General features: G+C 63.6%; 27 protein-coding genes and 1 pseudogene. 11 read left to right on the top strand and 17 right to left on the bottom strand.

The genetic code is table 11. The features are described 5' to 3' along the window. Positions 1-57: 57 nt before the first annotated feature. Positions 58-237, top strand: a pseudogene (locus ABTW55_RS06230) (integrase core domain-containing protein); the annotation flags it as partial. 228 nt (positions 238-465) lie between these two features. Here the strand turns inward: ABTW55_RS06230 and ABTW55_RS06235 are convergent. The 4 genes from ABTW55_RS06235 to ABTW55_RS06250 form a co-directional block, all read right to left on the bottom strand. Further along, complete coding sequence (locus ABTW55_RS06235) at positions 466-783, bottom strand: multidrug efflux SMR transporter (RefSeq protein ID WP_000539741.1); 318 nt, start codon at positions 781-783, stop codon at positions 466-468. 58 nt (positions 784-841) lie between these two features. Continuing rightward, the gene (locus ABTW55_RS06240; protein ID WP_000717310.1) at positions 842-1105 is read right to left on the bottom strand and encodes an EexN family lipoprotein; all 264 of its coding nucleotides are present in this window, start codon (positions 1103-1105) and stop codon (positions 842-844) included. Between the two features lie 32 nt (positions 1106-1137). After that, positions 1138-2043, bottom strand: coding sequence for a LysR family transcriptional regulator (locus ABTW55_RS06245; RefSeq protein ID WP_000405670.1), 906 nt, complete (start codon positions 2041-2043; stop codon positions 1138-1140). A gap of 93 nt (positions 2044-2136) precedes the next feature. Then, complete coding sequence (locus tag ABTW55_RS06250; protein ID WP_200761787.1) at positions 2137-3540, bottom strand: efflux transporter outer membrane subunit; 1404 nt, start codon at positions 3538-3540, stop codon at positions 2137-2139. Positions 3541-3640: 100 nt separating this feature from the next. Here ABTW55_RS06250 and ABTW55_RS06255 point away from each other — a divergent pair, with 100 nt between their 5' ends. From ABTW55_RS06255 to ABTW55_RS06295, 9 genes are all read left to right on the top strand, one after another. Then, positions 3641-4282 carry a TetR/AcrR family transcriptional regulator gene (locus ABTW55_RS06255; RefSeq protein WP_024944154.1) on the top strand — a complete coding sequence of 214 codons (642 nt, stop codon included), beginning with the start codon at positions 3641-3643 and terminating at the stop codon, positions 4280-4282. 20 nt (positions 4283-4302) lie between these two features. Further along, entirely contained in the window at positions 4303-5445 is a 1143-nt protein-coding gene (locus tag ABTW55_RS06260) for an efflux RND transporter periplasmic adaptor subunit (RefSeq protein WP_223294861.1), read from the top strand. Positions 5446-5469: 24 nt separating this feature from the next. Continuing rightward, positions 5470-8574: an efflux RND transporter permease subunit gene (locus ABTW55_RS06265; RefSeq protein ID WP_003092293.1), complete on the top strand. Its 3105-nt coding sequence runs from the start codon at positions 5470-5472 to the stop codon at positions 8572-8574. Positions 8575-8654: 80 nt separating this feature from the next. Continuing rightward, positions 8655-9002, top strand: a complete 348-nt coding sequence (locus tag ABTW55_RS06270) for a multidrug efflux SMR transporter (RefSeq protein WP_038421338.1) — start codon at positions 8655-8657, stop codon at positions 9000-9002. A gap of 15 nt (positions 9003-9017) precedes the next feature. Beyond that, positions 9018-9638 (top strand): DUF3313 family protein, encoded by a 621-nt coding sequence (locus ABTW55_RS06275; protein ID WP_000837791.1) that lies wholly within the window; start codon positions 9018-9020, stop codon positions 9636-9638. Continuing rightward, positions 9635-10792: an ABC transporter permease gene (locus tag ABTW55_RS06280; RefSeq protein WP_000063629.1), complete on the top strand. Its 1158-nt coding sequence runs from the start codon at positions 9635-9637 to the stop codon at positions 10790-10792. Before ABTW55_RS06275 ends, ABTW55_RS06280 begins: the two co-directional genes overlap by 4 nt. Next, on the top strand, positions 10789-11610 hold the full coding sequence (locus tag ABTW55_RS06285) for an ABC transporter ATP-binding protein (protein ID WP_023093371.1): 822 nt from the start codon (positions 10789-10791) through the stop codon (positions 11608-11610). Before ABTW55_RS06280 ends, ABTW55_RS06285 begins: the two co-directional genes overlap by 4 nt. A 91-nt stretch (positions 11611-11701) precedes the next feature. Continuing rightward, positions 11702-12631, top strand: a complete 930-nt coding sequence (locus tag ABTW55_RS06290) for an MlaD family protein (protein WP_000433686.1) — start codon at positions 11702-11704, stop codon at positions 12629-12631. 92 nt (positions 12632-12723) lie between these two features. Next, entirely contained in the window at positions 12724-13323 is a 600-nt protein-coding gene (locus ABTW55_RS06295; protein WP_003124411.1) for an ABC-type transport auxiliary lipoprotein family protein, read from the top strand. Between the two features lie 66 nt (positions 13324-13389). On the opposite strand, the gene ABTW55_RS06300 is transcribed toward ABTW55_RS06295, so the two are convergent. The 9 genes from ABTW55_RS06300 to ABTW55_RS06340 all read right to left on the bottom strand — a co-directional run bounded on the left by ABTW55_RS06300 (position 13390) and on the right by ABTW55_RS06340 (position 20848). After that, a complete protein-coding gene (locus ABTW55_RS06300) occupies positions 13390-15393 on the bottom strand; it encodes a relaxase/mobilization nuclease and DUF3363 domain-containing protein (protein WP_000132148.1) in 2004 nt (667 codons plus the stop codon). A gap of 448 nt (positions 15394-15841) precedes the next feature. Further along, positions 15842-16429, bottom strand: a complete 588-nt coding sequence (locus ABTW55_RS06305; RefSeq protein WP_003092304.1) for a S26 family signal peptidase — start codon at positions 16427-16429, stop codon at positions 15842-15844. Next, entirely contained in the window at positions 16426-16983 is a 558-nt protein-coding gene (locus ABTW55_RS06310; RefSeq protein WP_023093372.1) for a DUF2840 domain-containing protein, read from the bottom strand. The genes ABTW55_RS06305 and ABTW55_RS06310 overlap by 4 nt, the downstream gene beginning before the upstream one ends. After that, positions 16980-17243, bottom strand: coding sequence for a hypothetical protein (locus ABTW55_RS06315; protein WP_000147048.1), 264 nt, complete (start codon positions 17241-17243; stop codon positions 16980-16982). Before ABTW55_RS06315 ends, ABTW55_RS06310 begins: the two co-directional genes overlap by 4 nt. Further along, on the bottom strand, positions 17240-17878 hold the full coding sequence (gene parA / locus ABTW55_RS06320) for a ParA family partition ATPase (RefSeq protein ID WP_003092312.1): 639 nt from the start codon (positions 17876-17878) through the stop codon (positions 17240-17242). The genes ABTW55_RS06315 and parA overlap by 4 nt, the downstream gene beginning before the upstream one ends. Before the next feature lie 241 nt (positions 17879-18119). Then, the gene (locus ABTW55_RS06325; protein WP_022652188.1) at positions 18120-18965 is read right to left on the bottom strand and encodes a replication initiator protein A; all 846 of its coding nucleotides are present in this window, start codon (positions 18963-18965) and stop codon (positions 18120-18122) included. Between the two features lie 26 nt (positions 18966-18991). After that, positions 18992-19276: an AlpA family transcriptional regulator gene (locus tag ABTW55_RS06330; RefSeq protein WP_001247107.1), complete on the bottom strand. Its 285-nt coding sequence runs from the start codon at positions 19274-19276 to the stop codon at positions 18992-18994. A gap of 111 nt (positions 19277-19387) precedes the next feature. After that, positions 19388-20158, bottom strand: coding sequence for a DUF2285 domain-containing protein (locus ABTW55_RS06335; RefSeq protein WP_003092318.1), 771 nt, complete (start codon positions 20156-20158; stop codon positions 19388-19390). Between the two features lie 342 nt (positions 20159-20500). Further along, entirely contained in the window at positions 20501-20848 is a 348-nt protein-coding gene (locus ABTW55_RS06340) for a DUF2958 domain-containing protein (RefSeq protein WP_016487838.1), read from the bottom strand. Positions 20849-21135: 287 nt separating this feature from the next. Here ABTW55_RS06340 and ABTW55_RS06345 point away from each other — a divergent pair, with 287 nt between their 5' ends. After that, on the top strand, positions 21136-21429 hold the full coding sequence (locus ABTW55_RS06345; protein WP_006379425.1) for a helix-turn-helix domain-containing protein: 294 nt from the start codon (positions 21136-21138) through the stop codon (positions 21427-21429). Positions 21430-21741: 312 nt separating this feature from the next. Here the strand turns inward: ABTW55_RS06345 and ABTW55_RS06350 are convergent, their stop codons facing one another. From ABTW55_RS06350 to ABTW55_RS06365, 4 genes are all read right to left on the bottom strand, one after another. Then, entirely contained in the window at positions 21742-22056 is a 315-nt protein-coding gene (locus ABTW55_RS06350) for a DUF736 domain-containing protein (RefSeq protein ID WP_001273857.1), read from the bottom strand. A gap of 775 nt (positions 22057-22831) precedes the next feature. Next, positions 22832-23041, bottom strand: coding sequence for a hypothetical protein (locus tag ABTW55_RS06355; RefSeq protein ID WP_022580212.1), 210 nt, complete (start codon positions 23039-23041; stop codon positions 22832-22834). Positions 23042-23102: 61 nt separating this feature from the next. Further along, positions 23103-25172, bottom strand: a complete 2070-nt coding sequence (locus ABTW55_RS06360) for a ParB/RepB/Spo0J family partition protein (RefSeq protein WP_000994919.1) — start codon at positions 25170-25172, stop codon at positions 23103-23105. Between the two features lie 80 nt (positions 25173-25252). After that, positions 25253-26080, bottom strand: a complete 828-nt coding sequence (locus ABTW55_RS06365) for a DUF932 domain-containing protein (protein ID WP_003092327.1) — start codon at positions 26078-26080, stop codon at positions 25253-25255. Between the last annotated feature and the right edge of the window lie 265 nt (positions 26081-26345).

Here is a 26345-nt window from a genome sequence, read left to right on the forward strand (position 1 = left end):
ATGATGAGAACTCCCCTCAGGATTCTGCTGGTCCTGACTTCGCAGGCAACGATGGGCGACGAACTGCTCAACCGCGAATGGTTCCGCAGTCGGACCGAAGCGAAGGTGCTGATCGAACGTTGGCGACAGTTCTACAACGAGCAGCGGCCGCATAGCGCGCATGCTTACAAACCGCCGGCGACGATCCGGCGCAACTGGATCCAATCCGATAGCATCCCCTCCGAACTCACTGCCTGACTGGCTACAAAGTTCGTACTCAGGTCACCTTGGCGCAGGCACTGAAGGTGGAGCCACCCGGAATGGGTGCTCCCACCGCCTTACGCGCACTGGCTCGAACTCTCCCGAGGCGCCGGCAAGCTCGTCACATAGCGACTAGAGAGAGGAGGTGACCGTACGAGTTCCCAGCGCCCGATCCACTCTGGGAGCTGGGTCGCCTAGCGACTACGCTACCAATGGAGCTAGCGATCAACTCGATAACTTGAGCGTGATAACGCCCAGGATGATCAACGCCACGCCAAGGTATCGCATCAGGGAGGTTGGGTCGCCATAGAAATGAATTCCGACTAAGAAAGTTCCCGCCGCTCCGATACCCGTCCACACCGCATAAGCAGTCCCAATCGGTATCTGACGCTGAGCAAGCCATAGGAAGGCGCCGCTAATTGTCATGAAAGAGACGGCTACTGCGACCCCACTCCAACGCGATGTTGGCTCTTGCGCCATTTTCAGCCCGACCGGCCATCCGATTTCAAACAATCCAGCCAAAACAAGATAGATCCAACCCATTGCGATTCTCCTTCAAATTTTTCATATCCGGCATACATACTCCGGCATGACCACCAGCTTAGAACTTCGGCGGCTCTTTAGGCGTGGTGTGGGGCACATCGCCATCTTCGTAAAAGCGCTTTCGCGTAGCCTCGGCAACCCGGTTACATAGTTGGTCGCCCAGCATTGGTCGATCCAACTTGCATTGCTTGCGCAACTCTTTCAGACGCTCAGGATTGAGCGCTAATTCATCGACTGTCGGAAGGTTGGCTTTATCTGGTTTCCCAGATGGGCTGCAGGCTGCCAATGTCGAGGAAAGCAATATGAGAGCAATCTTCTTCATGGTTAATTTTCTTTGGGAGATTGTGTGATGGTTTACCGCCGACCTTTGGCATCTGGAGATTTGATCGAATGAACGCGTTCCATGAAGCGAGTCAGCATTTCTGACGGCTCGCTGGCCGGCCGTAGTAGATAGGTCGTGAGCATTGGCGAACGTCCAGTCAGCGGCCGTGCGACCACCCCCTGTTCCCTGCTGGCTGTGATATGCGCGCCTCCTGTGAGGCCTAGTGCAAGTCCCGCCGAAACCAGGACCATCATTAGATCGCTGGAAGTCACGCGTTCGGCAATCAGTGGCTCTATGTCCACGCGACGTAGCACCCGTTCAACTTGCCGAGCATGGCCCTCACACGCCACCGCGTCGCAGAGCACCAGCGGATACCGCAACAGCTCTTCTAGGGGAATCTGTTTGTGGGATAGCAAGGGGTGCCGTGCGGGCACAGCTACCATCAGAGGGTCACTCCACACCGGCACGGCGATGATGCCTTCGCCGACTTCATCCGATTGAGCGAAGCCGAGATCGTACAGTTCGCCACACAATCCCTTGATTTGCTGTGCCAAAGGCACCTCGAAGAAGCGAACTTCCACTTCCGGCTCTTCCTGCCGGCAGAGCGCCAACAACGCAGGCAGGCGCGATGGCGTGATTCCATCAGACAATGCAATACGGAGCTGGCAATGAAAGCCATTGGCTGCGGCGTTCACACTGTCGCGCGCCTGCTGCAAAGCTGCGAAGACACGCGGCACGCTCTCAAAGAAGAGCCTGCCCGCACGAGTCAAGCGGGTGCTCCGAGTGGTTCTCGCAAATAGCGCTACGCCCAACTCTTCCTCAAGTTCCTTGATGGCGCGCGACAGCGGCGATGTCTCTATGTGGAGGCGCTCTGCGGCTCGGGCAAAGTGCAGCTCCTCTGCCACCGCCAGAAAGTAGCGCAGGTGTCGAATTTCCATGTTCGCATTCCTCATCACTCAGGCCTCACCACCTTCGCCTTGCGTCACGCTATTTAGCTAGCCTTCGCAAGCTGCTCCAGCATGTTTCTGCGATCAAACAGGAGAGCCGGATAATGCTTTTGCCAGGACGCCCCATTGCATGGCTGTCTCGGCCCGCGTGCGGATCAGCGAAGCCTGCGCTGACAGCACCCCGGCCTCAGCCTCGGCCACCACCGTGGCGTCCACTTGTCCCGCCTCGAACAGACGTCGGCTGCGATCGAGCTGACGCTCCGCGACTGCGACACCCTCGGCCTGATGCTCCAGTGCTGCGTGCTGCGTATGCCAACCGAGATATGCGTTCTCTACGTCCTGCAAAGCACTCAACAAAGTGCGCTCGAACTCCGCACGGGCAGCTCGGCTGCGCGCCTCTCCGGTCTCGATGCCGGCACGGATCGCGCCACCATCGAAGATCGGCAACGACACCCCGGCCCTAAGTGAAAAAATGTTTCCAGTGATGCGGGTTCCCACACTCTCTACGCGCTGCCGTCCGCCGCTCAGGTCCAACACCAGCCTGGGGAAGCGTTCGCCTTCGGCTGCGTTCCAGCGCGCGGTTTCGGCGGCGAACTTCGCTTCGGCGGCGCGCACGTCGGGCCGCTCACTCAGCAGGTCCGCAGGTATGCGTGTCGGTGTCCAGTCCGGGACGGCGAGCGACGCAAGAGTTGGGGAAGCTGCAGGCGCTCCGGGCGTTTGTCCCACTAGTACATCGAGTGCATGCGTCGCCTCGCCGCGCGCACGCCGCAGTTGCTCTTGCTCCACGCGCAGTGCGACGACGCCGGCGCGGGTACGCTCGATGTCGAAGCCGGTAGCTTGTCCGGCCTCGAACTTCCGTTGCATCAGCAAGACGAGTCGTTCTGCGGATGCCAGCCGCGCCGCGGCTAGCGCTTCGAGCTCACTGGCTTGGCGCTGCTGCACAGCCGCCGACACTGTTTCAAACGCGACCTGCCACCGCGTGGCAACCCACGCTTGTTCGGCTGCCACCGCATCCAGGCGCGCACCTTCTGCTGCCTGCGAAAGCCGTCCCGACAGGTCTGCCTCCCACGATGCGGACAACGTGGCGCGGCCATCATTGCCGATTGCAACGTTCTCTGAATAGTCGCGTCCTCGAGTTGCCTGCGTGCCCGCGGACAACGAGGGGAGCAGGGAGGCCCGTGCTCGCCGCGTGGCGGCCGATGCCTCGTCCACGCGCGCTCGCGCAATCGTCAGTTCGGTATTGCGCTCCAGCGCCGCCCGGACCAAGGCATTGAGGTGCGGATCGCCGTAGGCCGTCCACCAATCGACGGGAAGAGTACGGCGGGACGATTTGTCCAAGATGCCTTCACCTCCCTCTTCATTTGAGAAATGGGCCGGTACATCCAGGCGAGGTGGATCGGCAGAGTGCGGGGCATGGCTGCAGGCCGCAAGAAGCAGTAGCGGAGAAATCATGGCAATGAGGCGATAGCGTTCAAGAATTTGAGACATGGCAGCTCCTTGCGCTCCGAAAAAGTCTTGACGGACTGTTGTATGGCTTCTACTATACCGTCTGGACTGTATATGACTCAAGCTTTTTTGGAGCACGACCATGCCGCCCCGCGCGAAAACAAAGTTGCCCCCCCCGTCCACTGCCCATAGCAGCGCCGATGCGCAGCCCGGTCTCCAGCAAGGAGCCCAGCGAACTCGCGACCGCATCCTGCAGGCCGCCCGCGAACTGGTGCTGGAGGAAGGTGCCAGTCGCTTGACACTGGACGCCGTCGTTGTGCGGGCCGGGTTGAGCAAAGGGGCGTTTCTCTATCACTTCAAGACCAAACGCGATTTGTTCGTGACACTGATCGACGAGATGATCCGGGCGTTCGACGCGGTACAAGCCAATCACGAGCGCAGGTTTGCCGGAGATCCGGACCCCTGGCTGTCGAGCCAGGTGGAAGCGATGCCCGACGACGAGATGCAGAAGATGGGCGCAGCGCTGCTCGCGGCAGCTGCGGAAGATCCAACACTTCTCGACCCACTGCGCGAGTGTTACCGCGTGCAGTACGAACGCGTGCGTCGATCCCCGCGTGGCACCGAGACCGCGGCACTCATCATGCTGGCATTGGATGGCGCCCTGTTCGCCGATCTTCTGGGTTTGCCAATACTCGCACCCGCAGAGCGGCGGCATTTCTTTCGGGCGCTCCAGGATCTCGCCTCGGGCCATCTCGAACTTGTCCCGGCAAAAGGACGCACATGAGTCGCGTCCGTAGCGGTGTCATGACCGCGTGCGCACCGCGCTCCTTGGCGGTTGCTTGCACACTATCCATTTCGACTCTGCTCTCAGGGTGCGGAAACTCGCAATCCACCGTATCCGAGCCTCCGCGCGCAGTGAAGCTCGCCGCCGCGCAGTCGGATCTCCCGCATAGCTCTCGCATCGAATTGACTGGCTCGGCGCGAGCAACCGAGCGCAGCATCCTAGGATTTGAAACAGGAGGACGGATCGCCAAGTTGAACGTCGACGTGGGTGAACGGTTCTCCCGCGGCCAAGTCCTGGCAGAACTTGATGCGCAACCTGACCGGCTTCGCGTGACACAAGCGCAAGCATCCCTGGCGGCCGCCGAAGCCGGCCTGATGGATCGACGTGTACAGACAGATCAACAGCGCCGGTTGCTCGAAAGCGAAGTCATCTCCCCTGCTGCGTTCGAGAGCGCGAAGGCGCAGCTAGCGGTCGCAGAGGGTCAAGCGCGCACTGCCAAGGCGGCGCTTGGCCTGGCCGAACGAGCACAACGTGGCACGATGATCGTCGCTCCTTTCGATGGTGTCGTGGCGGAAAAGCTGGCTTTGGCGTTCACCGACATTGCTGCTGGTGCGCCGGTATTTCAGGTCGACGGCGTGCGCAGTGGCACTGAGATCATCGCGAACGCGTCTACTACACAGGCACCTCACATAGATGTCGGCCAACGCGCAGAACTGAGCTGGAGCGGAGCCGAACAACCAATCCGAGCGGTGGTACGTCGTGTCGGTCTGCGCGCCGAAAATGGCTCGCTCCTACCCGTGGTGCTAGTGCCTGAAGATAACGCGCAAGCGCGCGCACTTCGGCCAGGTATTCCCGTACAGGTCGTGCTCGACGCACCTGCGGCAACCTCCAAGACCTCTCGGCCCGAGACTGTATCCATACCTTATGCCTCGCTGGTGCTCGGCACGAAGCCGGGCGAGGCTTCCGTCTTCGTCTACACCCCTGAAGATAAGAAGGTGCACCGTCGCGCGGTGCGCTTCACGCCGGTACAGGAAGGAGACAGCGCGCGCGTCCTCGCTGGACTCAAGCCCGGCGAGACGGTGGTTGCCGCCGGAGGAGGATGGCTCACCGATGGACAGCCAGTGACACCACTGGAAGCCACCACTCAATTGACCAAGCGCTAACGCGATCCACCAGGTTACTTCATCATGAAGATCACCGAGATGGCGCTGCGCGCCAGTCGACTTACCTACTTTGTAGCGCTCATCATTTTCGTCGCCGGCATCGCGACCTTCCTGAATTTTCCTTCTCAGGAGGAGCCGACTGTCACGGTCCGCGATGCGATGGTCACGGCGTTGAACCCGGGGCTGCCCGCCGAACGCGTTGAGCAACTCATTGCCCGGCCGATCGAGGAGCGCTTGCGCGAACTGGCAGAGGTCAAGCGCGTGACGAGCACCGTGCGCGCAGGCAGCGCCATGATCCAGGTCACGATCTGGGACCGCTACACCGACTTGGCACCGATCTGGCAGCGCGTCCGGGCCAAGGTCGCCGATTCGAAGGATGCCTTACCACAGAGCACGATGGGGCCTTTCGTCGACGAAGACTTCGGCCGCGTCGCGGTTGCCTCGATTGCGGTCACTGCACCAGGTTACTCCATGAGCGAGATGCGCGTCGCGCTCAAGCAGATGCGCGACCGCCTGTACACCGTGCCTGGTATTGAGCGCATCACTTTCTACGGCCTGCAGGAAGAGCGCGTCTATCTCGAATTCGATCGGCCTAGGCTCGCGCGATTGGAGCTGACACCACAGGGGGTGATCGACCAACTCGTCAAACAGAACGTCGTCGCTTCGGGTGGACAAATTGTTGTCGGCGGCATCAATGCAACCTTGGCGGTCAGTGGCGAAGTGCGTGACGCTCCCTCCCTGCGAGCAATGCCGATCGCGCTGCCACGACCGCAAAGTAGTACGGCGCCCGTGCCGACGATCGCATTGGGTGAACTGGCGCAGGTGAGTGTGCGGCCAGCCGATCCGCCGGAATCTGCTGCCATCTACAAAGGCCAGCCCGCTGTCGTCATGGCGGTTTCGATGGCCTCCGGTCAGAACGTGGAGCAGTTCGGAAAAGCGCTCAAAGCACGGGTTGCAGACCAGGAGAAGCTGCTGCCGGCGGGTTTCGATCTGTCATACGTCACTTTCCAGGCCGATGTCGTCAAGCACGAGATGGGCAAAATGAACCACGTCATGATGGAGACGATCATCGTCGTCCTCGGTGTCGTCGTGCTATTTCTCGGTTGGCGCACCGGGATCATCGTGGGCATGATCGTGCCGTTGACGATCCTCAGTGCACTCATCGTCATGCGCGCGATGAACATCGAGCTTCAGAACGTCTCGATGGGCGCCATCATCATTGCGCTCGGCTTGTTGGTGGACAACGGCATTGTGATTGCCGAAGACATCGAACGCCGCCTGGCCGGTGGCGAAGATCGTAAGCATGCCTGCCTCGAGGCGGGCCGCACGCTCGCCATTCCGCTGCTCACGTCCTCGCTCGTGATCGTGATCGTGTTCTCGCCGTTCTTTTTTGGCCAGAACGCCACGAGCGAGTATCTGCACAATCTCGTGGTCGTGCTGGCACTGACGTTGTTCGCTTCGTGGCTGCTGTGCCTGACTGTCACGCCCCTATTGTGCTACCACTTCGCCAAACCCCATCACAAGCAGGAGCAGGGCGACGCCTATGACACCCGCTTCTACCGTGGCTACCGGCGCGTACTGGAGTGGGTGCTCCACCATAAGGCGGTCTATGTAGCGTCGATGATCGCGGCGCTTGCCATTGCGCTGTATGGCTTCACCACCCTGCCGTACGATTTCATGCCCAAGTCCGACCGGCTTCAGTTCCAGATTCCGGTGCAGCTCGCCCCCGGTACCGACTCGCGCGAAACGCTCGCCCGCGTGAAGCAGATCAGTGGTTGGCTGGGCGACACGAACATCAATCCAGAAGTCTCCGATCACATCGGCTACGTCGCCGATGGTGGCCCGCGCTTCATCCTTAGCCTGAATCCACCACTGCCGGCATCGAACATCGCGTACTTCGTTGTCACATTGAAGCCGAAGAGCGACATCGACGCCGTCCTCGCCCGCACCCGCAGCTACTTTGCGCAAGCACATGGCGACGTGCGCGCCGAGCCCAAGCGTTTCTCGCTCGGTGCGACCGAGTCAGGGACTGCCATTTATCGCGTCAGCGGTCCGGATGAGGAGGTATTGTTGGGGGCCGCGTCCAAAATCGAAGCAGCGCTGCGCAAGCTGCCCGGCACCATCAACGTCAAGAACGATTGGGATACGCGCGTTGGCCGCATCGACGTACGGGTCGACCAGGACCGCGCGCGTCGGGCGGGCGTGACGACTGAAGACATCGCTGGCGGGCTGGATGTCCGCTACAGCGGCAGATCGATCTCGGTTATTCGCGACGGTGACACCTCCGTCCCGATCGTCCTGCGCAGTATCGTAAGCGAGCGTCGCAGCACGGCAGACGTAGGCGCGACGCTCATCTATCCCACCAACGGCGGTCCAGCGGTGACGCTGGCTCAGGTCGCAGACGTATCGCTCGCGAGCGAGCCCTCGGTCATCCAACGGCGCAATCTCATCCGCACGATCACCGTGCAAGGACAGAACACCTCTTACACCGCCCAGGAGATCATCAACCGCCTGGCGCCTAGCGTCGCTGCCCTGGACCTGCCCGCGGGCTACTCGGTTGAACTTGGCGGCGAGATCGAGGAAGCCGCCGAATCGAACGCCGCGCTGTCGACCTACATGCCCCTCGCATTTCTGGCGATGCTGATGCTGTTCGTATGGCAGTTCAATTCTTTCCGCAAGCTCGGTGTGATCCTCGCGACGATCCCTTTCACGCTTATCGGCGTGGTATTGGCTCTGAAGCTGACCGGCACACCTTTCAGCTTCATGGCGACCTTCGGCGTACTGGCCCTGTTCGGGATCATTGTCAACAACGCCGTGCTCTTGCTGGAACGCATCGACCAGGGGCTAGCGGAAGGCCTGCCACGCCATGAAGCCTTGGTTGGGGCCGCGATACAACGGCTTCGTCCAATCGTGATGACCAAGGTCACCTGCATTTCGGGACTGGTGCCACTCATGCTCTTCTCCGGACCATTATGGAAAGGGATGGCGATCGCGATGATCGGTGGGCTGGCACTCGGAACGCTGGTGACGTTGGGCTTGATTCCGCTGCTTTACGAAGTCCTGTTTGGAATCAAGCGAATTGGGCCGTGGAACCTGAGTGTCGCCACCGCGCATGGAGATCGCTCATGAGTCTCTTGCGAGCCGCCGCGTGCTGCGCATTCTCAGAATTCGTATGCACCCACGCTTCATGCGTATGTCTCGCTAGGCTTATGCGATTCAGCACCCATCCGCTGATCTGGAAATCCTGGTCGATTGTCATTGCCGCAGGGGTTCTAGGAGCGGGCTATCCACTGGGCCTGCGGGCCATCACGGCGGGCGGTCCGATGCGCTGGGTCGGCCTCTGTGTGGCAGTGACGTGCATGGCGGCCAGCGGCGCACTTTTGTGGTTCGCGCTCAAGCGGATTCCGATCAGCGCGGCCTCTGCAGCCTGGGCAGGAATCGGGCTACTTGGAAACTTGGGCGTCGGCGCCCTCCTACTAGGCGATGTCGCATCGGTAACGCGCTGGTCTGGCACCGCCCTCATCGCAGCAGGCATTGCCTGTCTTAGTTTCGTTTGATCAAGGAGACCCATTATGAAGAGCAAAACTGCATTGATCCGCGGCGGCATCTTTTTTTGCGTAGCAGGCGCGCTCTCTGGATGCGCGACCAACAGCATGACGCGCTCCGGATTTCTCGGCGACTACGAGAAGTTATCGCCGACACGATACGAGAACGTACTGATGTACCGCGCAGCGGGATTCGAGCCCAAGCGTTATGCCGCTGTCGTGGTGGAAGAAGCGCAGATCAAGACCGCCTCGGGTCGCATCGATGGGCTCGATGACGCGCAGCAGCGCGAAGTGCTAGACCATGTGACGAGCGAACTGAAACGCCAGGAAGGCAAAAGTCCCGCCCCCCCAGGTGGCGCGGGACAGGTTCGGGTGCGTGTAGCGGTCACCGAACTGCAGACACCGAATCGGGCAGTCAATGCAATGACGACCCTGCTGGTTGGACCCGTGACGACGGGTGGTGCCAGCCTAGAGTTCGAAGCAGTCGATTTAAGGACGGGACGCCGGGTTGCTGCCGCCAGTTGCTTCGAGCGCGGCAACGTCATTAAAGAGTTCGCCGGTTCGTACACATTGCTGGGTCATGCCAAAGCGGCGATCACGAACTGCATCGAGCGCATCGACAGCGCTTGGCGGGACACGCAGCCATGAGCAACGCTTCACAGGCTTGGCTCCGGCAGGATGCCATGGTCGGCGGTGATCACAAATGGCTGGCGGGTGGCGACTGGACGATAGAGCACTACGCCAGTCTGGCAAAATCCGTGTCCGCCGCCCGCATCAGTCATGCCGAGGGGTACGCCACTCCCTTACTCGACTGGACGCAAGTCCAGAGACTGGACACCGCCGGCGCGGCTCTGCTGGTGGAAATTCTCGGGCCAGACTCGATACTCGACCGGCCGGAGGCAGCTCCAAATCTGTCCTCGGATCGCCTCGCCCTAATGAGAGCGCTGGCCGCCGCTGCTACCGATCAGCAGAAGACGGAGAAAGCAGCGGTGAGCGGGAATCCTCTGCTCCGCGGTCTGGGACGCATAGGCCTGACCTTGGAACAGGGCTGTCGTGCGTGTCTTGGTCTGGCCGGGTTCGTGGGCCAGATCATCGAAACATGGAGCCGTACCGTTCGTCACCCGCGTCGCTGGCGCGCGACCTCGGTGATCGCTCAAATCCAGCGATCAGCGGTGGACGCCATTCCCATCGTGGCGCTACTGAGCTTCATGGTAGGAATGGTGGTGGCGTTCCTGGGAGCAACGGTGCTGGCCAACTTCGGTGCGAGCATCTTCTCGGTGCATCTGGTCGCCTTCTCGTTCATGCGCGAGTTCGGAGTGCTGCTCCCGGCCATATTGATTGCAGGCCGTACCGCAAGCGCGTACACCGCCCAAATCGGTTCGATGAAGGCAAATGAAGAGATCGATGCGCTTCGCTCCAACGCGCTCGACCCCATCGAGTTACTGGTGCTGCCACGCGTGCTGGCGCTTCTTGTGTCCTTGCCACTGCTCACCTTAGTAGGCATCTTGGCTGGCATTGCGGGCGGCGCCACCGTATGCGCACTGAGCTTGGAAATTCCTCCCGCACAGTTCCTTGCCATCGTGCAGGAAAAAATCGAGGTGCGCCATTTTCTTGTCGGAATGAGCAAGTCCCCGCTCTTCGCGGTGATGATCGCCGCTATCGGCTGCCATGAAGGGTTCAAGGTCGCCGGTAGCGCTGAGTCGGTAGGCGACCACACGACGTCTAGTGTCGTGCAATCAATCTTCATGGTGATCCTGATAGACGCCATCGCTGCACTGTTCTTCATGGAGATGGGCTGGTGAGCGCGGTGAAGCAAGACACCGACAACGGTGTGCGACACGCTATTGAAGTGCGCGGCCTGGACAACAGGTTTGGAACCCAGCAGGTCCATCAGGACCTAGACCTGGACGTGCGGCGCGGGGAAATCCTTGGCGTGGTGGGAGGGTCAGGCACCGGGAAATCCGTGCTCTTGCGTAGCGTCGTCGGGCTGCAGAAGCCGCATTCGGGCGTGGTCCGTATCGGGGGGCGCGACCTACTGCGAGCCCAATGGCTTGCGCGCGCGCGTATGGAGCGAAGGTTCGGCATTCTGTTCCAGAAGGGCGCGTTGTATTCATCGCTGACCGTCTTGGAGAACGTCGCTCTTCCTTTGATCGAGCATGTCGGTCTGGCGCGGCCTCTTGCCGAGCGTTTGGCAAGAAGCAAGCTGGGCTTGGTGGGGTTGCCTGCCGGAGCGGGAGACAAGTATCCGGCCTCGTTGTCCGGAGGCATGGTGAAACGAGCAGCACTGGCGAGAGCCTTGGCGCTTGATGCGAACATCCTGTTTCTTGACGAACCCACCGCAGGACTGGATCCAATCGGGGCTGCATCTTTCGACCAATTGATTCTGACCCTGCGCAATGCACTGGGCCTCACGGTGTTTCTGGTAACCCACGACCTCGATACGCTGTACACCATATGCGACCGTGTCGCGGTCCTGGCGAACCAGAAGGTACTCATCAACGACGGCATCGAGGCAGTCGAGCGCTTCAAGCACCCGTGGATACAGGAATACTTTCACGGCCCCCGTGGCCGTGCGGCCGCACAGGCCACTGGTGCTTCCAGCCAAGAGACGCAGCCATGAAACCCCTCCGCATCTGCATCATTCTTCCGTCGCGCACGCATTGGGCTGGGCGCACGCAATATTTAAACTCTGAGAACGAGGTGGTCTGATCATGGAACCACGTGCCCATCATGTATTCATTGGTCTGTTCGTCGTGCTGCTCGGTGCGATTGGTATTGGCTTCGCGCTTTGGCTCAGCGACACACGTTCCGACCACGATTACCAGTATTACCGGATTATGTTCGATGAGCCAGTGACCGGGCTTACGCCCGGCAGCCAGGTTCAGTACAGCGGAATCACGATTGGCGAAGTCGTTGCACTTTCTCTTTCACCGCGAGACCCAAGGCGGGCGATAGCGCGCGTACGCATCAATGCCACCATCCCGGTCCGGCAGGATACCCGCGCTGAATTGGTCATCACGGGAATTACCGGCAACGCGGTGATCGAGTTGAGCGACGGTGGGCCAAACGTGCCATTGCTGGATCGGAGAGAGGACGAGGAACCGTTGATCCTCGCACCACGTTCGGCGATGGCATCCCTGGTCTCCGGTGAGGGGAACAGCATGACGACACTCAACGGCATCTTGCTGCGCACGCAGGAGTTACTGTCGAAGGAGAATTTGGCTCTTGTGCACCGCAGTCTGGTGAATCTTGAACAGACCACGGGCGCGGTCGCTGACCAGAGGGCCGAGATCGCGACGTTAATCAGCAATCTGACCGAAGCAAGCAGAGAATCGACAGCTGCCGTGCGCCAAGCAAATAGCACTCTTCGCGATGCCAACCTGCTACTAAATAACGATGGTAAGCAAATCATGGTGAACACGCGTGATGCAACGGCATCCCTCGAACGCGCCGCTTTCAGGGTTGAGACGCTACTGCAAAACAATCAGGAATCGCTGAACCAGGGCTTGGCCGCCACAGGTCCTGCCATGCACGAACTCCAGCAGGCGCTGGCCAATCTAAACACCGTGCTGCGCCGACTGGATCGCAATCCGGCGCAATACCTGCTCGGTGGAGAGAACATTGAGGAAACCAAGCCGTGAACACTTCCGCCAGGATGATTCCCGTCGCTGCCGTGACTATGACGCTAGTACTCGGCTTGTCCGCGTGCAGTGTGCTTCCCAAAGCAGCTCCAATGGTCACCTACAAATTGCCCGACTATCACATCGCCCAGGCGGAGAGTACGCCGCGCGCCGTTCCGGGACCCGGGGCGCTGCGCGTCTACGCCCCTGAGAGTAGTCGCGTCCTGGATTCGGAGCGGCTGTTCATTGCGCAGCCCGATGGTCGCTTGTCGGCTTGGCAAGGAGTGCGTTGGGCCGACCCCGCACCGGTGCTGCTGCGTGACCGAATCGTCGAAGCCTTCATGCGCGATGGGCGGTCGACTTCCGTGATTACCGATAGCACCCCAATGAGCGCCGATATGGAGTTGCGCAGTACGCTGCGGGCGTTCCAGCTCGAATACCGCGGCACTGAAGCGATCGCCGCGGTTCGGCTCGATGTGCAACTGGTCGATCCGGCCAAACGGACTGCTATTGCCAGTAGACGCTTCGAAGCAATCCAAGCCACAGGCAGCAAGCGAGAGGCCGATGTGGTGAGCGCGTTCGGTGTCGCCACGGATATATTGGCCGGGCAGATCGTTGAATGGGCAGTTCAGGTCGGGGCAGCGCGTTTGCGAGTTGCACCGGAATTGGCAAGCAACCATGCACCCACAGCGTCGTCGATAAGCACAGACTAGTCGTCTTAACGGAGCACAGAAGCTAGGGCCAAAACGCTGCTCGACACCTTAACTCGGTACGACAGCCTACGGCCCCGATCCAATCCCAGGACCTCTTTGCCGTCCAACCTCCCATGACACACCGCCGCCGCGTACAGTCGCGGCGATCTGCTGCCCCAGTCGTGGCTCGATTATCGGCCGCCAAGGCACCAGACTGAATCCCATGCCGTCATCGAGCAGCGCATAGCGACCGCTGGCGAGCATGACCGAGCGCCGGTAGATGCCGGCTACGCGCTGCCCGTCTGTGACGTGCCGATGCTCCAATCCGCTATCGGCGGCAATGTGCTGGGCGGCCTGCGCCAGCTCCCGATTGCGCAGCGTTTCCAGCAGATTCCGGGAGAGAATCAGCCGCTGCCCGCGCCGCTGGGCCAGCCCCTGTTCTTCGAGGAAGTCGGCGCGCTGCTGCAAGGCTTGCCTAGCATCGCCGCCAAAGCCCAGGTCGCCCAGTCCCTTGCCGCCGCCGATCAACTGCTGATCCAGCCAGGTCGCGCCGATGACGCGGGCCTGCCGTTCAATCGGCAGATGCGATTTCAGTTCGACCGCCACGCCGCCCAGCCGCTGCGCGTCGTACTGGCGGCCACGCTCGGCCAAGTCGTCCGGCACCTTCCATAACCCCTCGGCCACGCGCTCCACGATGCCGGCCCGCCGTAGGGCTTCCAGCCGGCGGATATGGGCCGCCACAGCCTCTTGCGGGTCGCGGCCGGGCTTGGCTCGGCCTTGCTCGATCGCCAGGTGGTGATCGGTGCGGTACAGGCCATTGCTCGCCAGCGTGGCGATGTTCTTGTCGGCCGCCCGCACCTCGGCGGAACCGCGTACCTCCACCACCGCGCCGATGGGATAGTTCGCCAGCTCGTCGCGGGCGTCCAACGCGACGTAGTGGGCTTTGCCGTCCAACCCGTCGATGACCAGATAGCCGCGGTCGTGCAGCTCGTCGGCCAGACCCTTAGCAGCCACGCGACCGACGATAGTGCGGCCGTCGTCGCCCGGCTCGAACACCGCCAGCTCGCGAGGCTTGCCGCTCATGGCCCGCTGCATCGTTCGGATGATGTCGCCACGCTCGCCCAGGGCACGCAAGGTCTTCTCCGCGTCCGCATGGACGGCCCAGGTGCCGGGCTGCACCTCGTCGGCCAGGCCCAGGCGCTGCAAGTGTTGCAGGCGGCCGATCAGCAGCAGGCGCTGGCGTTGCAGCCGGGGTTCGTTGAAGCGTTCGATCTGCACCCGGCCATCCTCGCCGGCCTCGCGCTGCAACGTGCGGTCGAGGCTCGTCCACCGCTCTTGCTCCACCTCGCGCTGCAAGGTCTGCTGGATCTCCAGTTCGGTGCGCGGCCCCAGCCATTCCGTCGCCAGCTCGGCGGCGCGATGGCGGAAGCCGTGGGCGATGTAGTCGCCCGCGATGATGAGGTCTTTGCCGGTATCGTCGCGTCCGCGCACGATCAGGTGCGTGTGCGGGTTGTCGGTGTTCCAGTGATCGACCGCCACCCAATCCAGCCGCGTCCCCAGGTCGGCCTCCATCCGGTTCATCAGGTGCCGGGTGTAGGTGCGCAGGTCGTCCAGCTCCGCACTGTCTTCAGGTGAGACGATGAAGCGGAAATGATGTCGGTCGTCCTGGCAGCGTTCCTTGAAGGCATCGAGGTCGGCTTCGTCGGTCTGCGGCCCGTAGGCACGGCCCGGCTCGCCGTTCCGGCCGGCACCGTCGCGCTCGATGTAGCGCAGGTGCTTGGCGAGCGACTGCGGACTGGCGTTGCGCTGGTTGACCAGCAGCGTCTTGATGGTCACGCGCCGTGACATAGGGGTCAGCTTTGCGCCTGCGAAGCGCGCCGCCGTATGGCCGCGTCCAAGCCGTGAGCCGGGCCGCTGGCCGGCGTGCTGGCCGCTCCCGCCAGCGGTAGGACGGCGCACCGCCGACTTGCCGCCGCTGGCCTTGCCAGCCTGCTTGAGCACCTTGGAAACGAAGCTCTGGCCCTGGCCTTTGCCTCGGTTCTTCGGCGCGCCAGGGCGCACCCAGAAATCATGGTCGCCGCGGTCGGTCATGGCTGTGCTCCCTGCAAGCTCCGGCGTGTCCGAGCGTGCGAAGCACGCGGACATGCCTGCATCGGCGCGTGCCTCGCGCCCCACGCGGCACGGCGGCGAAGCCGCGCCGTGCCGCGCCACCCCCACGTGCAGACTGGCTTTGCGGGCGGCAGAGTGCCGAACCCTTTTGTCTTGCCTTCCGCCTTTGCCCCTCGCTCCCGCTCCGGGCATCGGCGGCCCGGCGGCGCTGCTGCACGAGCAGCCAGCCCGCCGGCGAACACGCCAATGGCCGCAGGCCAGGCGCGTTCGAGGCAAGACGCCTGCACGTTGGGCGGCTGCGCCGAAGGCAGCGCGAAGTGCGGTGCGAATGCACCCGCACTGCACGCGCGACGACACGGCGACGAACAGTAGAACGACATGCCCGATGGCACGATGAGAGGCGCGGCAAAGTGCAGCGAATCGGCGGCCATCATGGACGTGTCTCCAGCCAGATCGGATGCGCAACGCCGATCACGGCGAACGCGCTGACCGGCCCGAAATAGCGGCTGTCGAACGACGCCGGGTTGGTCGCGCTCAACAGGAACAGTTCGCCCGGTTGGAGACGGCGGCAAAGCTGCAAGGATGGCAGCGGCCGGCCCAGCCGGTCGGCAGGCAGGGCGGCGGCCACCGGCACGCCGTCGATGCGAACCTGGCCGGCGACGATGCAAACGTGTTGTGGCGCGACTGCGCCCACACGTTTGAGCAGCGGAACGCGGGTCGGCAGGTAGCCGCGCTGCGCAGCCAGCATGGCGGCCCTGTCGGGCAGCGGCATCAGCACGATGCTGTCCACGGACAGCGGACGTGGCCGCGAGGCGGTGCGCGGGTCGAACGGTTCGATGCGATACCAACCGACCGCCACGCTGTCGGACGGGTTGTAGGCCATTCGCGGCAGGGGCTGCACGAACGCCGCCCAGGCCAGCGCAGCGAGGCCGACGGTGGCGAAGCCTGCCAGCACGAGGCGAGCGCGCAGGCGCGAGCGAGGATGCGGCACGGGGCCGGTCGTGGAAATCGTGGTCATGGCAATGCCCTCCCGGCCAGCCAGGCGGCGTGCCGTTCTGCGGTGTATGTGGGTAGCGCCGAGCGCGCTGCGAGCCGGTTCGCGAGCGTGCGCCAGTACGCGGGCGATGTGTCTGCGGCTGCGATGCCCAGCGCCTCGATGCCGTCGATGCGTTCCAGCACGGCGCGCACGTTGGCATCGCCTTCGGCGTGCAGCAGCAGACGCGCGCCCGGCTGCACGCCGGGGATGCGCTGCACGGCGTCCAGCGGCGTGGCGGTCTGCATCACCATGAGCTGCCAGCGGATCGTGCCGTAGTCGTTGGCCTGCCAACGGATGCGGCACAGAACCGCGTTCGGCAGGAACACGGCGCAGCGCCGCCAGCGGTCGAGCTGGAGCGTGCGCGCCGGTTCGCCGAAGCGCAGGTAGAGCTTGAAGCGCGGTTCGATGTAGGCCAGCGCCACGCGCGTCAGCGGCACGTTGCCGGCCTGGCCGGCGAGTGTCGAAGGCGCCGGCGGCGGCGCAGCCGTGGGCGCACTTGCTTTGGGGGTGTGGGCGGTCGAAGCGGATGCGTTCACGGCGTGCCCTCCGGGGGAAACTCCCGCTCCAGCAGGTCGCGCAGCAGTTCGGCTACGGTCACGCCTCGCGTGAAGGCCGACACCTTGATGCGCGCCCGCATGGCGGGCGTGATGTCGAGCGTCAGTCGAGCGGTGTAGAGGTCGCCTTTCTGCACGGCATCTGCGTCGCCCTGGCGAATCCACGCTTCGGCGTGCGGATTCGCTGGGGGACGCGCACCGATGCCGACGCGCTTGCTGCGTGGTGGTGGCTTCCCAGTCATGTCGGCCACCGCAGCAGTTCGTCGGTGAGCGCGGCGATCTCGCGGGCAGCGGCGCTGTCGGGCGCGGTTTCGCGGGCGAGCCGGCCAGCGGCTACGCTGTCGGCAAAGACGATGCGCTGGTGGATCTCCGAGCGCAGCGCGGGCAGCGGCTGTTCGGCCAGCGATTGCCGTGCCTCCCTGCCGATGATGGTGGTGCTGACGCGCCGGTTGATGACGAAGGCCGCGCGCAGCGCTGGCCGGAACACCTGTGCTTCGCGGATCAGTGCGACCATCTCGGCAGAAGCCCATACGTCGTAGGGGCTGGGCTGCACGGGGATCAGCACGCGCTCGGCCGCCAGCAGCGCGGAACGCGCGAGGGCGGCGATGCGCGGCGGGCCGTCGATGATGATGTGATCGGCCCGCCTGGCGAGTTCTGGCGCTTCCTGATGCAGCGTTTCGCGGGCAAGGCCCACGGCGCTGAACAGACGGGGCAGGCCCTGCTGGCTACGCCGCTGCGTCCAGTCGAGCGATGACCCCTGCGGGTCGGCATCCAGCAGGATGACATGCAGGCCGCGCATCGCCAGTTCGCCGGCGATGTGCGTGGCGAGCGTGGTCTTGCCGACGCCGCCTTTCTGGTTGAGAAACGCGAAGATCATGGCGCGGCCCTCCGAGCTGGAAAGCCGGCCTGGCCGTGCCGTTTCGTGGTTGTCCACCGAAACGGCGCGCTTCTACTAAAAGTTATGTATTTCTTGTTAGGTAAGTTAGAGGGAACGCAAACCCGCGCCGTTGTTGGCTTTCCGGCGTTTTCGTACTCCTGATAGCACGAGGGTCGTACTCCTGATAGCACGATACCCGGTACTCCTGATAGCACGAGGCCGTCCACAGGTTCTCCCGCAGTTATCCCCGTGCCGCGTGCGGCACGGGCCGGAAGGTCAGCAGCTCGGTGTTGTCGTCCGGCATCCGCTCGATGCCGAGGACGTAGCCGGGCAACGACTGCCGCGCCACCAGGGCGCGCACGTCGTAGGCGAAGTCCGAGAAGCGGGCCGCGCTGCCGGATTTGCGGTACAGGTGTCGGAAGTCGAATTGCCAGCCGTGCTCCTGCCGCCCGCCATGCTTGCGCACCAGGCGGTACAGCCAGCGTTCGATACCGCCCTTCAAGCGGAAATAGGCCGGGTCGATGGTCAGCACCAGGGCGGCGTCGAGCACGCCGGCATAGAACCAGTCCGGCAAGATCAGCTCGATGCCCAGCGGGGTGCCGCTGGCGTCGGCGAGTTCCTTCCACTCGTTGATCCACGAGAAGCGATGCAAGCGCCTTCCCGTGGTTTCGCGGATGGACGTGGCCACCGTGGTCGATTGCAGCCGGTCGAGGGCGGCCTTCAGGCGCTGGTAGTCGTTGAGGGACGTGCCGCGCCCGATGAAGCGCAAAATCTCGTAAGGCGTGGCGCGTATCCAGCGCGACGGGCGCAGGCCCGCGTCGCGCGCCTCCACGATCTGCGAGGCGGCCCATATCAGCACGTCGGCATCCCATATCGTTGCGATGCCGTGCTCCTGCGTGCCTTCCACGCGAATGGTGACGTTCCCGCTGCGGAAGTCGATCGGCGCCGTGCGCCGCGACTTGGCAAGCGAGAAGAACGGAAAGGCCATCAAGTCCTGGGAATCGCGTGGCGCCATGTCGCCCGGCAGCGCGCGGAACAGATCGAGCTGTTCGCGCTGCGGCAAGGCTTGCCCTGGCGGGCTGGACATGGCGAAGGCCACCCACGCGCCGACGATCAGCGGCCATCACGGTAGTCGCCCGCGTGGCGCTCGGCGTATTCGGGATCGGACGTGGCCTCGTAGCTGCGCTGGTCGGCCCAGGCATCGAGGTCGGACACCGCGTACATGACGCGGCGGCCGAACTTGCGGAACTTGGGGCCGCCGCCGATCACCCGCTGCTTCTCCAGCGTGCGCGGCGACAGCCGCAGGTAGTCGGCGGCTTCGTCGTTTGTCAGGTAGCGTTGAGGCTGCGAGGTCGCAGTGACGGCAGCGGCGGCAGGCCGCGAGGGAGCAGGTCGCATGGGATGTACCTCCATCAAGCCCGGCCACACCACGCGGCCGGATAGAGGCACTCTCAAGAAAGCAAGGCTTCTTGCTAAGGGACGATTCGCACGGGTCGAGAAACGTCCCCCCTAATGCGACGGGAACATTGGAAGCTGCGCTAGTCGGCGGTAGCCGCCGTGCATCAGCTCATCGCCGCGGCGTACCAGCCGCCGTACGCGGGCACGCAATGCACTGTCTTTGTGCCAGTCGGCCGCGACGGCATCCGCGCCGAACAGACCTTCGCCCACCTCGCGCAAGGAGGCTCCCGCGAGGGTCGCGTCGAGCGCTTGCAAGGTATGCAGTTCCAGCAGCGCGGCGGGCGTGGGGCGGGAGCGGGCTGTTGCCACAGGCGTGGCCACGGTTGCGGCAGATAGCGCATCCAGCTTCGCAGCGAGCGTGCGGTAGCGCGCACAGGGCGTGGCGCAGGCGCGTGTGGCGTAGAGATAGGCCGAACCATCTTCCAGGTCGGGTGCGAGTGCCAGCCGAACGCAGCAGCCTGGCCAATGCGATACGAGCACCAGGCGCTTGCCGTCGTGGGTCAGTTGCTTGCGCCCAGGAATGCGCCAGAACTCGAAGGTATGCGCATCGGGTGGTGGGTCGGCGTCGGGGTATAGCTGCACCACGGCATCGTGATCGGGGAACCAAGCAGGATGTGCGTCGCGCGCATCCAGGCCGGGATCTTCCAGCAGGCGCAGGCCCCAGGCCTGCGCCGCATCAGGCTTGCGACGCCGGCGTAGCCAGTCGCGCCGGTAGCTTGGATTCCTGCGCAAATACTCCCAAGCCAGCGCTGGGCCATCGAGGTGCAGCGTGTAGAGATACGCGGCCGTGGGATACCAGTGTTGGCTGCTGCGGTCAGTCATGGCGAAACCTCCCTGTTTCTGGGAACGTCGCCACAATTCCGCTGTGCGGGAGCTATCGAATCGCCATCAAGTGGTCATCAAACTCGGGTTACGCTTTAACTGCTGGTGTCAAGACAGATTCGCTCCAGTGCATTGCCGAAATCGTCTAAATGCGACGACTGCACCGCCCGGAAATGGGGTGCAGCATTGAACACCGTGCCGAATCTCGCGCCTGGCATCATGACTGTTTTGGTCAGGAGCGCACCACCCTGGTGCAAGCATGCGGATCAAGACTTGCCAGGTCTTGGCTAAGACCGAAATAGTCACAATGCGATACTTTTTGCCTGGTCGCGCTGGAATGCGTCAATCGGTGATCGAACCGTTTTCCTGAGCCAGTCGAACGTATTCCGACAGCGGCCGCGTCGGCTGGAAATACCGATCTCGTATCACGGGCTGCTTGAGCGGCCCGACGATGGACGCCAGATCGGACAGCTTCACCGTCGCCAGGGCAGGCATCCCGATCCCGAGGTCGATCAGGCCGTAGGCCGTATCGCCATCGGTCGGATCGAGCGCGGCCAATAGCCAGGTCGCATGTGCGTCCGGTGTGAACAGGCGCACCACGGGCAGCGGGTCACATTCCTGGCCTGCGGCGCGGGTGAGGCCGTGGGCCAGTAGGTGCACCCGGTCTTCCTCGGTGACAAGCGTGGTCAAGGCCGCGCCCCTTCCACGAACACACGCAATCGCCGAGGCGCATCTGTGCCTGCGGACGGATGCACGTATGCGCAAGCGCACGAAGCCGCAAAAGCGGAGAGGCACGAAGGCGTATTGGTGGAAGTCAGGAAAGACACGGATGCGGTTCCCTGGGTCTGAGGAAATCCGCAGATGCGGATCTCCGTAAAAGCACGGAAAAGGAAAACATCACCACCAAATGAACACTATAGATTGTAGTCCTATAGGGCGCAATGGGCTGTCATCTTGGTTTTTTGGGGAAACCATAGGTGGCAGCGAAGAACTCATTGGCAGCGGCGATTCGGACGGTAAGGAAGGCGCGTGGTTTGAGCCAGGAAGCGTTCTCCAACGTGTCCAGTCGCACCTACATGAGCACGCTGGAGCGCGACCTGAAAAGCCCAACCATCCAGAAGCTGGCCGATCTGTGCGAGGTCATGGAAGTGCATCCGCTCACGCTGCTCACATTGGCTTATGCCGGTGACAGCACCCGCGAAGCTGATGAATTGCTGGCACAGGTGCGCCAGGAACTCAGGGCGATATTGGAAGAGCCCGACACGCCTTAGCGCGTTGGCGTGTGGTACTGAATTGCAGCAAGCGGAGCGCGCAGCGCCGCAGGCGCGAAGGCGTGAGGGATTGAAGCCGGATGGCCGTGACGGCTTGCCGGCACGGGGCGAAGCCCGAAAGCCCGGCGGCGCTTACAGCGCCGACACGCCACACACCGCTCGTTGACACGGATTGCGAGCCACAAGGCACGCATGCAGGCCCGCCGTGACGGGCGTATCCAGCACGCGGCAGCAGCAGAAATCCTGCGCGTGCGGTGCTGCGATCAGCAGCATCGCGCCCCGCCGCAGTGGGCGGGACGCGGTAAGCGGCTGTCAGGCCGCCTTCGGCTTGTTGCGCGACCAGATCAGGTCGTGCGTGCCGTCCTCGTTCTCGATCAGGCGGGCATAGACCGTCGCCGGGAACGAAGGGTCGTCGATGGATACGGACAGGTATTCCCGCCCGGCCTCGCTGGTCTTCTTCCACGCTGCGCCGACTTCGTGGCCAGCCGCTTGCAGGTGGAAGTCGGGGGCGTTCTCGGTGTCGCCCTTGTCGTTGGGAACCAGCTTGACCTTGACGTTGAGCGTCAGGGTGCGAAGCGTGCCGGTGAAGCCGTCTTTCTCTGCGGTGAAGGTGCCGATGTTAGCCATGATGTTTCTCCTTTCGGGTTGAACAAGGTCGCGCCAGTGCGTCCTTGTTGTGATCCGGCCGGCGGGGGATGGGCTGGTCGCACCGCACAGCGGTCGCAACAACGTGGAGAACCTGGAAGCGAAAAGAATTTGTCCCGCGAGGAATGCGCGCAGCGCAGGGGAAATTGTTTTCGCTGCAAGGTTGCGGCCATCAAGCACAAGGCGCAGCCGCGCCACCGCCAGGATTCACAACAAGACAAGGACGCACAGGCCGCCCGCTCCCGAATGGAGACGTGGCCAACTCGGCATCCCCGCGTGACGGCTGCACCGGCTTGCGCCCTGACGCGGGCCAGGTCAATGCCCCGACGACAAGGCCAGAGCGCCCCTGCCGCAGCTCACGGCCACATACTGAGGCGTGGTGTGGAAGCTCCATAGAAGCGAGGCTGGGCGGCGTGTCGGTGAACCGTCTTTCGTGACGTACAGACAACGAACCGCCAGCGTCGGGGACGGCACGCTTTCGTGCAACCTGCCGCAGCAAGCCGGGGCGTAGCCACACCAGCCCCGCCCATTGCGGCGGGGCTCGGTCGAATCGTTGGCGGCGCGATGCGCCGCCACACTTGCTGGCTTCGTGGATTTCGCGCACGAGCGCCCTTGTGCGTGGCCCCATCGCCGCCTGTCCGAAGGCGGCGATGGGGCGTTTTGGCTTTGAGCAGTGAAACCGGGCGCGGCCACCGCCGCGCCCGGAGTTTTCGACCACCGGCCCCAAGGCGGCACGGCTTGGGGCCGGTGCGGCTCGTTATTCCTTGGTTTCGATGATCCACCACACGGCGCGCGGCAAGGCGCGGCCCGTGAGGGGATGCAGATCGGTCAGGTCGGCGCGGGCCGTCCAGCCACGCGGCGGACGGTAGCCGCGCACGTCGCCGTCGCCGTGCCAGCGGCGGGCGCGCACCGTGCCGGAGGCATAGGTCGCAGCTATGCGGGGGCGGTTTGCGGGTTGGTGGGTCATGGCAGGCATCCTCAACATGAAGCGCCCCGGCCGGAACCGGGGCGCTATCTACGGTGCGAAGTCACGCGGCCAAAGCCTCGGCCTGCGGCTGGTCATCCGCCACGGCGGCCACTTCTTCCTGTGCTTCGGCTTCGCCATCCGCCGGCGCGTCCTGCCCGGTCTGCTGCGGGCCTTCGGAGCGGAAGATGGCGGGCATCCAGCCGGTGCCAGCGGCCAGCCGTTCGGCTTCGCTGGCAATGTCGCCCTTCTTCAACTTCGCCAGTCGGGTGACGTGCGAGGGCGCGAACCCGCCAACGGCTTCCAGAATCGCGGCCTTCGGCACATGCCGGAAGTAACCCTCATTGGTGGGCTGCCACCACGCGGCCATATCCAGCCCCACGGCCTGCGCCAGTTCCGCGCCGGGCTGGTGCGGCGTGGCGCGAGGCGTCACCACGTCCACCGTGGAAGCTAAGCACACGGCCAACAGCCGCACCAGTTCATCCTGTGATTTCGCCAGCAGCGCGGCGAACAGTTCGGCGCTGTCCTCCGGCAAGGTTTCGCCTGCCACCTGTTGCAGTTCGCGCAGCGCCACGGCGGCGGGTGATTCCGGCCAGTCCGGGGCCATGCCTTCCAGCCGGTCTTGCACCGTGAGGCGCACACCCAGCGGCAGGTCGTGCCCGTAGTGCCTTTCCTGCAAGACGGTCTGCACCATGCCATGCACCACGGCGGCCAGCGCTGCTTGCGGATGCCGTGCAACTTCGATTTGCAGCGCAGCGGTACGGTGCGCGCTCAACCGCTGCGCCAGTCGGTCAGACATGGCGGCGGTCTTGGGCTGCTCGTCGTCCTCGCCTGCGTCCTCGTTCGCGGCTTCGCCTTCGCTGCCGAAACCCTGCCGCAGCCGCTCCAGCGTGCGCAGTGCCTTGGCCTCCGCTTCGCGCAGCAGCCCGCGATGAATCGCGGCCTGCCCGTCGCGGTCGATGGTGACAATGGCACCGGCTGCGGCCTTCACGTTGGCCGCATAGTCCAGCAAGCCATCTTCCAGCGCCTGCAACTGCTCGCCCAGGCGTTCGCCTTCTTCCTGCAAGGCATCGGCCTTTTCCTCGTCCTCGTCGTCCAGCGCGGCATCCACCGCCTCGGCCAGTTCGTGCAGCTTGGTTTGCAGCTTCTCGATGCGCTGCGCGTCGCGCTTGTTCGGACTGCGGCGTTCCCTTGGCGCACGCTGGAAGGCTTGCAGATCGGCATGGGTCATGCCCGGCGTGGCATCCACCCACGCCCAGCCCTCGGCCTGCACCTTGGCGGCGATACCTGCCAGCTTGTCCTGCGCCAGCCGTTCCAGCAGTGCGGCATCGGTCAGATACACGCCTTTGTCGCCCTCCGCGAACAGGTCGCGGCGGATGCCACCGCCTTCCTGCTCGTAGCCGTCCAGCCCGACAAAGCGCACCAGCGGATGCCGGTAGGCGTCGATTTCGCGTTCGGTCAGGCGGTCGCGCAGGTTGTGCGGGCCGCGCTGCCATGTGGGCGCATCGTAGAACGCGGCTTCCTGCGCAGCATGGTCGTCGGTGATGGCGAGGGCCATCAACTGGTCAAGGCTCACGGCCTCGGCCCGGTAGTCGGCCAGCAGGCGCGGCGACACGTTGGCGAGTTTCAGACGGCGCTGCACCACCAGCGGCGTGACGCTGAAATCCGCTGCAATGTCCTCGATGCTGCGGCCTTCGGCCACGAGCGCGGCGAACGCCTCGAACTGGTCGGCGGGGTGCATGGCTTCGCGCTGCACGTTCTCGGTGAGGCTGGCCGTGCGGGCGGTGCCATCGGCCACCAGCAGGCAAGGCACCTCCCATTCCTTGCTAATGCGGTGCTTTTTCGCCAGCAGCTTCAACGCTGCGAGGCGACGGTCACCGGCCACGACCTCGTAATGCTCGCCATCGGCGGCGGCAATCACGATGAGGTTTTGCAGCAGGCCGACACGCTGGATGCTGGCGGCGAGTTCGGGAATGGACATGCGCGGGGTCTTGCGCACGTTGCGGCCAGTGGGACGCGACACCAGCCGCGACAGCGGAACCAGAATCAGGTTCTTGGTCGGATCAGCGGCTTCCAGCGGGATAGCGGCGGCGGTGTTGATGGCGCGGGCTTCGGTTTGGGTAACGGCGTTCATGGTGATAACTCCTATCGGTTCAGGGATGCAGCAGCGAAGAAAGCGACAAGGGCTGCTGCCTGCCCCTGCCGCGTGGGGATTCAGGCTTTCAACTGGCGCATGCCATCGGCCAGCAGCCAGAGGGCGCGATTTAGTCGGATGTTTTGGTCGATGCCCTGCACCGGGCGGGTTTGCTGTCGGCGCCCGTTGGCGCTGCGGCCACGCAGCCCGCCTTGGGTCAGGTTTTCTTGGGTGCGGTTGAACACGCTCCACAGGTCGGGGCGGCGGTCGTCGAAGCGGCGCGGCATCAGGATTTGCGATTCCGTGATGGGCGCGGGCTTGTCGGGGTCGTCGTACTTGAGGGCGAGCGCGGCGCGGGCGAACACTTCGGATTCGCCATCGTCCAAGGTGATGCCGCGCATGGCATCGCGCGATTCCTTCACCCGATCGAAACCGCTCAAGACTTCGTAAGCCCCCTCAATGACCAGACCGGCCACGTCGCCTTTATGGGGCACTCGCACATCGGCCACGGTGTTGCCGCAGACAAGGCCATTGCTGCACACGAACCGGAACATTCCGGCCAGCATCTGATAGCTGCTGGTGCCGTCGTGCGAGTTCAGCAGCACGATTTCGTTGGCCTCCGCGCCGTTGATCTGGCTGGCATGGCGCAAGCGAATCATGTGTTTGGTGTGCTCGCGCTTGCCTTCGTCGCGCACGCGGGTTTGCGTCACCATGAAAGGCTGGAAGCCTTCTTTGCGAAGCTCGGTCAGCACGGCGGCGGTGGGGATATAGGCGTACCGCTGCGAACGGCTCTCGTGCGGGGCATCCGCGAAGATGGACGGGGCCACGCGGTGAATCTGGTCGTCGGACAGCGGGTAATCGCTGCGCAGCGAGGGGGAGCGGAAAGCGAAACGGGATGCGAGTTGCATGGTCTTTCTCCTGACAAAAGAGGTTTGCTGTTCACACCGCACACCGGATTTCTAGATTCGGAGCCCAGCCTTTCGGCTGTTTGGTGCGGTCGGCACGAGGAACCCGGTTGGCCCTGTTGCCACCGTCTTTCCTGAGTTCATCGCCCGCGCCCAAAGGAGCGCGCGGACGGGGGCCGTCAAGGAGCCAAGCGCAGGGTTGGTGCGGCCCGCAGGCGCAGCCGAGGACACGGCCCTGCGCGCCTTGACGGCACACGGTCGCGGGCTA

Origin of the sequence: Serratia sp. SM04, assembly GCF_040280225.1 — a bacterium.
Lineage (GTDB): Bacteria > Pseudomonadota > Gammaproteobacteria > Enterobacterales > Enterobacteriaceae > Serratia > Serratia sarumanii.

What these genes read in the sequence shown, in the direction of transcription:
- ABTW55_RS06350 (WP_001273857.1), bottom strand. Translation starts at nt 22,056, where the DNA reads ATGGCTAACATCGGCACCTTCACCGCAGAGAAAGACGGCTTCACCGGC.
- ABTW55_RS06330 (WP_001247107.1), bottom strand. Translation starts at nt 19,276, where the DNA reads ATGCGACCTGCTCCCTCGCGGCCTGCCGCCGCTGCCGTCACTGCGACC.
- ABTW55_RS06315 (WP_000147048.1), bottom strand. Translation starts at nt 17,243, where the DNA reads ATGACTGGGAAGCCACCACCACGCAGCAAGCGCGTCGGCATCGGTGCG.
- ABTW55_RS06300 (WP_000132148.1), bottom strand. Translation starts at nt 15,393, where the DNA reads ATGACCGACCGCGGCGACCATGATTTCTGGGTGCGCCCTGGCGCGCCG.
- ABTW55_RS06270 (WP_038421338.1), top strand. Translation starts at nt 8,655, where the DNA reads ATGCGATTCAGCACCCATCCGCTGATCTGGAAATCCTGGTCGATTGTC.
- ABTW55_RS06360 (WP_000994919.1), bottom strand. Translation starts at nt 25,172, where the DNA reads ATGAACGCCGTTACCCAAACCGAAGCCCGCGCCATCAACACCGCCGCC.
- ABTW55_RS06365 (WP_003092327.1), bottom strand. Translation starts at nt 26,080, where the DNA reads ATGCAACTCGCATCCCGTTTCGCTTTCCGCTCCCCCTCGCTGCGCAGC.
- ABTW55_RS06280 (WP_000063629.1), top strand. Translation starts at nt 9,635, where the DNA reads ATGAGCAACGCTTCACAGGCTTGGCTCCGGCAGGATGCCATGGTCGGC.
- ABTW55_RS06250 (WP_200761787.1), bottom strand. Translation starts at nt 3,540, where the DNA reads ATGTCTCAAATTCTTGAACGCTATCGCCTCATTGCCATGATTTCTCCG.
- ABTW55_RS06290 (WP_000433686.1), top strand. Translation starts at nt 11,702, where the DNA reads ATGGAACCACGTGCCCATCATGTATTCATTGGTCTGTTCGTCGTGCTG.
- ABTW55_RS06235 (WP_000539741.1), bottom strand. Translation starts at nt 783, where the DNA reads ATGGGTTGGATCTATCTTGTTTTGGCTGGATTGTTTGAAATCGGATGG.
- ABTW55_RS06355 (WP_022580212.1), bottom strand. Translation starts at nt 23,041, where the DNA reads ATGACCCACCAACCCGCAAACCGCCCCCGCATAGCTGCGACCTATGCC.
- ABTW55_RS06325 (WP_022652188.1), bottom strand. Translation starts at nt 18,965, where the DNA reads ATGTCCAGCCCGCCAGGGCAAGCCTTGCCGCAGCGCGAACAGCTCGAT.
- ABTW55_RS06260 (WP_223294861.1), top strand. Translation starts at nt 4,303, where the DNA reads ATGACCGCGTGCGCACCGCGCTCCTTGGCGGTTGCTTGCACACTATCC.
- ABTW55_RS06265 (WP_003092293.1), top strand. Translation starts at nt 5,470, where the DNA reads ATGAAGATCACCGAGATGGCGCTGCGCGCCAGTCGACTTACCTACTTT.
- ABTW55_RS06255 (WP_024944154.1), top strand. Translation starts at nt 3,641, where the DNA reads ATGCCGCCCCGCGCGAAAACAAAGTTGCCCCCCCCGTCCACTGCCCAT.
- ABTW55_RS06245 (WP_000405670.1), bottom strand. Translation starts at nt 2,043, where the DNA reads ATGGAAATTCGACACCTGCGCTACTTTCTGGCGGTGGCAGAGGAGCTG.
- ABTW55_RS06335 (WP_003092318.1), bottom strand. Translation starts at nt 20,158, where the DNA reads ATGACTGACCGCAGCAGCCAACACTGGTATCCCACGGCCGCGTATCTC.
- ABTW55_RS06275 (WP_000837791.1), top strand. Translation starts at nt 9,018, where the DNA reads ATGAAGAGCAAAACTGCATTGATCCGCGGCGGCATCTTTTTTTGCGTA.
- ABTW55_RS06240 (WP_000717310.1), bottom strand. Translation starts at nt 1,105, where the DNA reads ATGAAGAAGATTGCTCTCATATTGCTTTCCTCGACATTGGCAGCCTGC.
- ABTW55_RS06295 (WP_003124411.1), top strand. Translation starts at nt 12,724, where the DNA reads ATGGTCACCTACAAATTGCCCGACTATCACATCGCCCAGGCGGAGAGT.
- ABTW55_RS06305 (WP_003092304.1), bottom strand. Translation starts at nt 16,429, where the DNA reads ATGACCACGATTTCCACGACCGGCCCCGTGCCGCATCCTCGCTCGCGC.
- parA (WP_003092312.1), bottom strand. Translation starts at nt 17,878, where the DNA reads ATGATCTTCGCGTTTCTCAACCAGAAAGGCGGCGTCGGCAAGACCACG.